Annotated in this window: 9 protein-coding genes; 5 read left to right on the forward strand and 4 right to left on the reverse strand. The window is 37.8% G+C overall.

The window, feature by feature from the left end; translation table 11 throughout:
- Positions 1-439 precede the first annotated feature (439 nt).
- Positions 440-685, forward strand: coding sequence for a hypothetical protein (locus QW520_08610; GenBank protein ID MEM0449864.1), 246 nt, complete (start codon positions 440-442; stop codon positions 683-685).
- A 105-nt stretch (positions 686-790) separates the two neighbouring features.
- On the opposite strand, the gene QW520_08615 is transcribed toward QW520_08610, so the two are convergent.
- The gene (locus QW520_08615; protein MEM0449865.1) at positions 791-1,354 is read right to left on the reverse strand and encodes a TATA-box-binding protein; all 564 of its coding nucleotides are present in this window, start codon (positions 1,352-1,354) and stop codon (positions 791-793) included.
- A gap of 237 nt (positions 1,355-1,591) precedes the next feature.
- Positions 1,592-1,945, reverse strand: coding sequence for a hypothetical protein (locus tag QW520_08620; GenBank protein ID MEM0449866.1), 354 nt, complete (start codon positions 1,943-1,945; stop codon positions 1,592-1,594).
- A gap of 74 nt (positions 1,946-2,019) precedes the next feature.
- On the opposite strand from QW520_08620, the gene QW520_08625 reads away from it, so the two are divergent.
- The 4 genes from QW520_08625 to QW520_08640 all read left to right on the forward strand — a co-directional run bounded on the left by QW520_08625 (position 2,020) and on the right by QW520_08640 (position 7,526).
- On the forward strand, positions 2,020-2,982 hold the full coding sequence (locus QW520_08625; GenBank protein MEM0449867.1) for an NAD-dependent epimerase/dehydratase family protein: 963 nt from the start codon (positions 2,020-2,022) through the stop codon (positions 2,980-2,982).
- 5 nt (positions 2,983-2,987) lie between these two features.
- Positions 2,988-4,181 carry an aminotransferase class I/II-fold pyridoxal phosphate-dependent enzyme gene (locus QW520_08630; GenBank protein ID MEM0449868.1) on the forward strand — a complete coding sequence of 398 codons (1,194 nt, stop codon included), beginning with the start codon at positions 2,988-2,990 and terminating at the stop codon, positions 4,179-4,181.
- 45 nt (positions 4,182-4,226) lie between these two features.
- Positions 4,227-4,820 carry a zinc ribbon domain-containing protein gene (locus QW520_08635; protein MEM0449869.1) on the forward strand — a complete coding sequence of 198 codons (594 nt, stop codon included), beginning with the start codon at positions 4,227-4,229 and terminating at the stop codon, positions 4,818-4,820.
- A 135-nt stretch (positions 4,821-4,955) separates the two neighbouring features.
- On the forward strand, positions 4,956-7,526 hold the full coding sequence (locus QW520_08640; GenBank protein MEM0449870.1) for a PAS domain S-box protein: 2,571 nt from the start codon (positions 4,956-4,958) through the stop codon (positions 7,524-7,526).
- On the opposite strand, the gene QW520_08645 is transcribed toward QW520_08640, so the two are convergent.
- Positions 7,516-7,923 carry a carboxymuconolactone decarboxylase family protein gene (locus QW520_08645; protein MEM0449871.1) on the reverse strand — a complete coding sequence of 136 codons (408 nt, stop codon included), beginning with the start codon at positions 7,921-7,923 and terminating at the stop codon, positions 7,516-7,518. The two genes, QW520_08640 and QW520_08645, sit on opposite strands and share 11 nt — an antisense overlap.
- Before the next feature lie 43 nt (positions 7,924-7,966).
- Positions 7,967-8,699 (reverse strand): class I SAM-dependent methyltransferase (locus tag QW520_08650; protein MEM0449872.1); only part of this gene is annotated, 733 nt, incomplete at its 5' end.

The following is an 8,699-nucleotide window of genomic DNA, read 5'->3' on the forward strand; positions in this document are numbered from 1 at the left end:
CATAAAGTTCCTGAGGATTTTTAAATAATTTAGAGGTTTTTTTTTGATAAAATTCTGCCTGAAGGGTATTAATCTGGTTTTGAGCCCTCTGCATTTCTTTTAAAAGTTCCTCAACACTCCTTTCTGAAAAGAGAAAGATGGGGAAAAGCATAAAAATAATAATATTATGTAATTTAAATATTTTTAAATATAGTTTAATATTTAAGAATAATCAATTTATCTCCCATTTTACTTATAAATCTGGATAAATTGATTATTTAAAATTAATAAAATATAATAATATTTAATTTGTGATTATATCCTATATGTAATTGATTCACTATATAACATATGAATTATATTGAAATGTAATTGAAATCATCACATATTTTGAAAGGTTTATATTATCGCAAATAATAAATAAGATGTCCAATAACTATGGACATAGGAGGAAATCCATATGGAAAGCACCTTGAAGAAGCTATTGATGGCTGTAGTGGGGACGATATTGATGGTTATTTTAGCCATCATATATTTCGTCCTAACGCTATTCGTCATCAAGGCATCTGCGGACATTGTCCTTGGTGGAGGAAATTGGGACGTAACTTGGGCAGTTTTAGCTGCAGCTCTGATTACTTTAGGATCAATACTAAGCGGAGCTGTCGGTGGAAATATTGTAAATGTTGTGATGCCCGGTCAAAAATAAATCTAATTGCGAAACCCGTCCCTTTTTTTATTTTTTATTATTTTAAAAAAGAGTACATCGAATTATAAAAATAAATAAAAAAATAATATTTTTTCAAAATCTAATCTAACGCAGCTGACCCGCAGCTCGAAGCTCAGCAGTAATTTTATCTACAGCATCCTCAACATCTTGTGGTTTGCGAGCTCCAGTACATACAAGCTTTCCTGAGCCGAACAATAGAAGAACTACCTTTGGCGAATCTAGACGATATACTAAACCAGGGAACTGTTCAGGCTCATACTCAACTCTCTCAAGGCCCAAAGTAATGGCAATGGCATTTAAATTAATGCTTTGCCCCAAATCAGATGATGCAACAATATTCTGGACTTCGATAACAGGTTCTGACTTTAGTCTTATCCCCATTTTCTCAATATTCTTCGTGACCTTGCCTATAGCTACTTTTACTTGATCCAGACTTTTTCCGCCTGTGCATACTACTTTTCCGCTTCTAAATAGTAGGATAGCTGTTTTAGGTTCCTTAAGTCTGTAAATCAGACCTGGGAACTGTTCAGGCTCATATTCGGATCCATCAAGGGACATAGCTATAGCTGGTAGGTCAAGCTCCGTGCCCAAAGAAGTGGATGCCACCACGTTCTCAATTTTATATTTCGATATGGTAACACCTTCCATAATCGTTATTTATATACTGCTATTTAAGCATATATAAAGATAGACAATTTTACGAGACTTTAACTTTTGGATAAAATTTCATCCATTATAAGTTATTATTTTATAAAAATAAAATATTTTCAACATTTTAAATTCATATATATTTAGCCTACCATAATCACTTTTTATAATATCACAATTACAGCACTATTATTCGATTATATAATCGAATATAAAATTCAAAATGAAAGCTTAAAATCAACAGGTTGTATGAATGAAAGCGACCATACGTCTTTTTTCTTGACTTATTGCAACGGCTACTGCTTCCGTCAGCATGATTTTAAGCTCATATTCTGAAAGCACTTTTTTTGCATTAGGGGTTAAGGATAACATACCCTTATGACCTGCTCCAACATATACCACCTCGGGATTTTCGTTCTCTAGAAAGTCAAGTTCCTTCTCTGAAAGGGGAACATGGAAAAATTCTGACCGATATGGAAAAGAAAGATACGTCTGTCTCTTCGTGACGGTTCCATCCACATGCACCACTATATCTCCCTCATACGATTTATCGTCGATCTCAACATATCCCCAACCAGCCTTGACTCTCATCGAAATCAATCCTAACTTTTCTTATTACGACAACTCATATATTCATTTCAGTAAATGATGTTAAAGGTATCTTAATGGATTCCAAGAATACGTTATTGGTCACAGGCTCAACAGGACAAATAGGTTCTGAATTAGTAACTGAATTGCGCAAAAAGTGGGGTAATGATCGTGTTGTAGCTGTTTTCCATAATCGCCCACCGACCGCAAAACAGATTTCTGAGGGGCCATGTATCAAAGTCGACCTTTTTTCAGAAGACGATATTTTGAATGTTCTAAAGAAATGGAATGTGACCCAAGTTTATCATCTGGCTGCCATACTTTCAGCCAAAGGAGAAAAGGAACCTCAAGAGGCCTGGAAAGTCAACATGGGCACACTTTATAATATCCTAGAAGCTGGAAGAAAGGTGGGTTTAGAAAAAATATTTTGGCCCAGTTCAATTGCAGTATTTGGACCAGCATCTCCTCGATGGATGACCCCTCAGGAAACGGTGTTAAACCCTATATCCATGTATGGCGTAACAAAAGTTGCGGGAGAATTATTATGTAATTATTATTATAAAAAATATGGACTTGATGTTCGTTCAGTAAGGTTTCCTGGCATAATTAGTAGTGATACAATGCCTGGAGGGGGTACAACGGATTTCGCGGTTGAGATCTTTTATGAAGCTCTTTTAAAAGAAAGATACACATGTTTTGTCAGAGAAGACACCCGCCTTCCCATGATGTATATGCCGGATTGCCTCAAATGCATTTTAGATATTATGAATGCCCCTGCTACGAATATAAAGAGACATGATGCATATAATGTATCATCGATGAATTTTTCAGCTGGAGAGTTAGTGGCGGAAATACGTCATCATCTCCCGCGTCTAGAAGTTGATTATGTACCTGATGAAAGACAAACTATCGCAGATAGCTGGCCTATGTCATTGGATGATTCGCAGGCTAGACGTGATTGGGGTTGGAACCCCGATTATGACTTAAGTAAAATGGTATCGGATATGATTCAACGATTGAGAGAAAAATTCACGAAGTGATCAAGATGAGAGATCCAGTTGCATTCCTAAAAGAAGAATTTGAAGCCCTAGTTAAAGATGACCTAGACTGGAAAATACATATTTTAAGCGGCCCTAGCCGACCATGGTGTGAAGTGGATGGTAAGAAAGTTCTCATGTTCTGCTCTAACAACTATCTTGGATTTAGCGATCATCCTTTAATCAAGCAAGCGGCCAAAAGAGCTATCGATACCCACGGAGCTGGATCAGGTTCAGTAAGGCCAATTGCTGGAACAATGGATTTACATGTAGAGCTAGAGCGTCGTTTAGCAAGGTTTAAGAGGGCACCAGCATCGCTAGTATACCAAACTGGTTTCGCTGCAAATGCTGGCCTTATACCTCAATTGGTAGGAAAAGGTGATTTGATTGTCAGTGACGAACTAAATCATGGATCAATAATTGACGGTATCAGATTATCTCATGCTGATCGTGCTGTATATAAGCATTGTAATATGCAAGACCTGCAACGAATTTTAGATAATGCGGAACGACTCTCTTCGCCCCCAAGACGAATCTTAGTAATAACAGATGGTGTTTTTTCTATGGATGGGGATATTGCCCCATTACCTGAAATAGCATCGCTATGCAAAGAACATGGCGCCATGCTGTACGTCGATGATGCTCATGGAGAAGGAGTTCTAGGTGAGGGTGGAAGAGGTATAGTGGAACATTTCCATCTATCTCGGGAAATGGTCCATGTAGAAATGGGAACTTTCTCAAAAGCCTTTGGAGTGGTTGGAGGTCATATTTCAGGATCGAAAGAATTAATAGATTTCGCCTATAATAAATCACGTACTTGGTTGCTATCTGGATCACATCCACCGGCAGTAGTCGCTGCCTGCATAGCTGCAATAGATATTTTAGAAACAGAGACTAACCATGTGCGAAATCTTTGGGCCCGCACGGCTCAATTCAAATCGGCAATGATTGATCTCGGTTTTAATATAGGGTCAAGTGTTACTCCAATCACTCCGATTATTTTGGGTGAGAGCAATTTAGCTAAAAAATTTTCTAATCGTCTTTTTGAAGAGGGTATTTTTGCCCTTCCAATAGTGTTCCCCATGGTGGCTAAAGACAAGGCTCGTATCCGTACTATTATGAATGCTGCAATGACCGCTGAAGATGTTGATTTTGCCATTTCCTGTTTTGAAAAGGTGGGTAGAGAGCTAGGCGTATTATAGCCATAAAATCATTTATTCATTAGAAAGACAATTCAAGTGCAAATTATGAAATGCCCTCGTTGCGGCGTTAGGAATTCAGACTATACTACTTCATGCAGCAATTGTGGTGTACTTTTTAGGAGGAGAAAAATAGCTAAGAAGCACGTTATTTTAAGGACAGAAATAAAGGTGAGAAGATGGAAATTTACTTATCTCGTTCTGATCCCTTTCACCGTCTGCGCGTCAATAGTTATTGCAGCCCTATTATTATTAATTATCTTTTTTTCGCCCTCACTCTCCCCTCTTGCCAATGTTCATGATGCAGATGGTGATGGATGGCCAGATAATATAGATGCCTCGCCTAATGATCCATTATATTGGAATCAAGGCGCTTCTCTTATAGTTGTGACTATAACCTCTGAACATGCCTTCTCTTCCTATACTTACACCATAAGAGTAGATGATAAGATAATGACCAAAGGAGTCATAGGACCAGGAGAAACAGTAATAGAAAACATCGAAATTGATTATCTCCTGGGAATTTCGATGGAAAAACGGGTTGTAATAACAATGACCTGCACTGATGGAAGTCTTGGCCAAAAGGAGCTGTCACTGCATAATGGAAACAGTTATGGCGCATCTTTCTTCATTCCATCCTAATATTCGATAATACATCATTAACTTATCTCAATTTTAGTTATCTTAAGCGCAATTCGTTTCGTAACTTATATATATTATTTGATTATCTAAATTTAATTTGCGGCATTCATAACTATCCGCGCTGGTGCACGGCATTTGATCCATTTACTCTGCGTTGATGACGAACCAGATTTTCTGGAAATTACTAAATTATTTCTTGAGGCAGAAGGCGATTTTGAAGTTATCACCGTTACAAACACAGATGAAGCTGAGAAAATTATCTGGAACAGAATTATTGACGCCATTGTCTGTGATTATCAGATGCCAGGAAAAGATGGCTTAGAATTTCTCGGAGACTTGAGATCAAAAGGTTGTACTTTACCATTTATTCTTTTTACTGGAAAAGGTAGGGAAGAAGTTGCTATAATGGCCCTAAACTTAGGAGCTGATAGATATATTCAGAAAGGTCACGACTTAAAGGCTCAATTCAAAGAAGTTGCGCATGCTGTAAGAATGGCTGTAAAGCAAAGAAAGGATGACGAAGCAATCAAAAATAAAGAGGCGAGACTCTCCGCCATATTCCGTGCAGCTCCGATAGGAATAGGGTTAGTATCTGATAGAATCCTCATAGAGGTAAATGACCGTTTGTGCGAAATGCTCGGTTATAAGCGTGAGGATTTGTTGGGTAAGTCGGCACGAGTGCTCTATCCAACCGATGATGATTTTAATTATGTGGGAAAAGTAAAATATTCCCATATTTCAGAATGTGGAAGTGGAAGTGTCGAGACAAAATGGCTAAGAAAAGATGGTAAAGTATTGGATATTTTACTTAGTTCCACCGCCATAGATCCTCAAAATCTTAAGAAGGGCGTTGTATTCACTGCATTGGACATCACCACCCATAAGAAGACTTTGCAGGAATTGAAATTGTCCGAGGAACGTTGGAAATTTGCACTCGAAGGATCAGGCGATGGTATTTTCGATTGGGATATCGAAAATGACAAAGTGTTCTTTTCCATTCGTTGGAAACAAATTTTAGGTTATAATGACGATGAAATTGAAAATGAAATAATGGAATGGAAAAAGAGGATACATCCAGATGATATAGTTAAAGTAATGTTACATCTTGATGCTCATTTAAAGGGTGAAACGAACAAGTTCGAAATGGAATATCGATTGCAATGCAAAGATGGAAATTACAAGTGGATTTTGGCACGAGGTATGGTCATAGAAAGATGTAATGGGCGTCCAATCCGTATGCTTGGTACTCACTCGGATATTACAAATAGAAAAATAATGGAAATAGAGAAGTTAGAAAGTGAACAAAGATTTCGCGCCATATTTCAATCGATGAATGAGGGCATGGCATTGCATGAATTGATATACGATCAAGAAGGAAATGCCATAGACTACCGAATCTTAGCGGTTAATCCTAGATATGAGAAAATACTCGGTCTCAAAGCAATAGATGTTGTGGGCAAACTTGCTACTCAGGTTTATCAGGTAGCTCAGGCACCGTTTTTAAATGAATATCAAGAAGTAGTGAAAACGGGTTTGGCCAAGGAATTGGATGTGTTCTATGAACCGTTAATGAAATATTTTCATATTTCCGTAGCGTCATTAGGATCAAGCCAATTTGTAACCATATTTTTTGATACTACGGCGCTAAAAATCCTAGAGCGTGAAATGGCCGAGCGAGAAGCGCAACTCCGACTAGTTACAGATAATATGGAAGACATAGTCTACCAAACGGATGAAGAAGATCGCGTTGTGTTCGTCAGCCCTTCCATTACCAGAAAATTGGGATGTCGTATCGAGGATATTGTTGGAAAGAAAGCGACGAACAATATTCATGATGAAGATTCAGAAATAATTTGGAGACAGTATACTTCAGCTATAGCAGCTCATGAGCCTAAAGCGCGTATGGAAATGAGATATCGTGCATCATCTGGTGAGTATATATGGTTGGAAACGGAGATGAGATTTATTTATGGACATGATGGTAGATTCAAAGGATGTGTTGGTGTTGCTCGCGATATTAGCGATAGGAAGATGGCGGAATCTGCAGCGGCTTTGGCCAATAAAAAGCTCAGACTATTGAATTCCGTCACGCGACATGATGTGATTAATCAAATTGTCATCCTTAAAGGTTTCCTTGAAATAGACTCAAAGATTTTGAAAGATACTCAAATAAAAGAACATTTTGAAAAAATGAAGCACGCTCTTTCGAATATCCAAAATCAAATAGATTTTATGCATGATTATCAAATAATGGGTGAGACTTCGCCTCATTGGCAAAGCTTACGGGAAGTTTTTCTTTCTGCCCTTTCAGAATTTCAATTAAAAGATGTCGAGGTTAATATAAATATCAATGGCGTTGATATTTTCGCCGATCGCCTTCTAAAAAAGGTATTTCAGAATTTAATCGATAATTCTTTACGCCATGGAGGAGGAATTACAAAAATCGAATTGTCAGTACATTATCATGAAAATTTTCTGAATATAATTTATAATGATGATGGTGAAGGAATACATCCAGATGAAAAAAAGAGGATTTTCGAGCTAGGATATGGGAAAAACACTGGTTTTGGTCTTTTTTTAACCAAGGAGATCCTAGAACTTACTGGCATATCCATCGAAGAGTGTGGCGAGTTCGGGAAAGGCGTTAAGTTCATAATCAGAGTTCCTTTCGGGGTTTGGCGTCTGAAAAGCGAATCTATTCTTTGATCATATGACGGGTCTTATGATCATCCAATACGCGAAGGGAAACCGATTCACTTTTTGTAAGAGCCATGAACGCTCCTATTTGAATAGCTTCCATTAGTTCATCGTGACTCGCTCCCGCTTTGTAGGCCGCATCGATGTGGACCTCTAAGCAATGAACACTAGCCAGGGCGCTTCCCGCTGCGACAGCCGCAATTTCTGCTGATTTTCGATCTAAATATTTGGTACGTTGAACGGCTGCATCAGCCAGATATGAATAAGGTAGAAAAATATCCGGCCTTTCCGACAAAGCTTTTGATACAAAAGGCACCTTTCCATACAATTCTTCAAGCTCACCTAATCTGCATTCAACTTTCTTACGAATAGCCTCATCATTATTATCTAGCGTCAATTCAAGCACCGTATGGTGATAAGTATGTTATTTTCAGGGATATCTTTTTGTCTTAATATGAAGGCTTTCGGAGCAACGCGAGAATCTCAGAGCGAAAATACTTTTTACCCAAATATATTCTTTTTTTAAATATGGAGGTTAGTTCTTCCAATACGAACTTTTGACACAGCTTCTGGACTTCCTCTATGGTAAAATAATGATATGTTATTCCATCGGATCGAAGGAAAGTGTTTGGTTCAATCTCTTCACCTTTTCCGAATCGCATATCCTCGATGGTAAAAACCCTCAAAAAAAATTTCCCATTGGGTACTAAGACCCTAAATGTCTCAGAGACCAACCGCTCTCTTTCTGTACTTAATTGGTGTTCCAATACATGGTTGGCTATGACGGCGTCGAATGAATTTTCTTTGAAGGGAAGCTCTGTAACATCTGCTCTTACAATATTCATCAATGAACTTTCTGATATCATTTTCTTGCAAGAATTAATTGCTACATTAGAAAAATCGATGGCTACCGTGCTTTTCTTATTTTCAATAAGATGGCGGAGTGTCTTACCGTCTCCGCAACCCATTTCTAGATAAAGTCCTTTCTGAAGCAAAATAGGGATTTCTTCAGAAAGACCTCTCCATAGTGGATATGATGATGAGTATTTTACATTCCATGCACGTATCTGATCGTTTTTATATGTTCTCAAATTTCTCAGACCATATGACTTGATTATGATGCTTATTGATTTCAAATTATTTACGCGCGTTGAGTTTATTAATATTTTTAACGCCGGAAAG

It is taken from the genome of Methanomassiliicoccales archaeon, from assembly GCA_038740345.1.
Classification (GTDB): Archaea; Thermoplasmatota; Thermoplasmata; order Methanomassiliicoccales; family UBA472; genus JAJRAN01.

Coding starts and splice junctions, on each gene's coding strand:
- QW520_08610 (MEM0449864.1), top strand. CDS start 440: ATGGAAAGCACCTTGAAGAAGCTATTGATGGCTGTAGTGGGGACGATA.
- QW520_08615 (MEM0449865.1), bottom strand. CDS start 1,354: ATGGAAGGTGTTACCATATCGAAATATAAAATTGAGAACGTGGTGGCA.
- QW520_08620 (MEM0449866.1), bottom strand. CDS start 1,945: ATGAGAGTCAAGGCTGGTTGGGGATATGTTGAGATCGACGATAAATCG.
- QW520_08625 (MEM0449867.1), top strand. CDS start 2,020: ATGGATTCCAAGAATACGTTATTGGTCACAGGCTCAACAGGACAAATA.
- QW520_08630 (MEM0449868.1), top strand. CDS start 2,988: ATGAGAGATCCAGTTGCATTCCTAAAAGAAGAATTTGAAGCCCTAGTT.
- QW520_08635 (MEM0449869.1), top strand. CDS start 4,227: ATGAAATGCCCTCGTTGCGGCGTTAGGAATTCAGACTATACTACTTCA.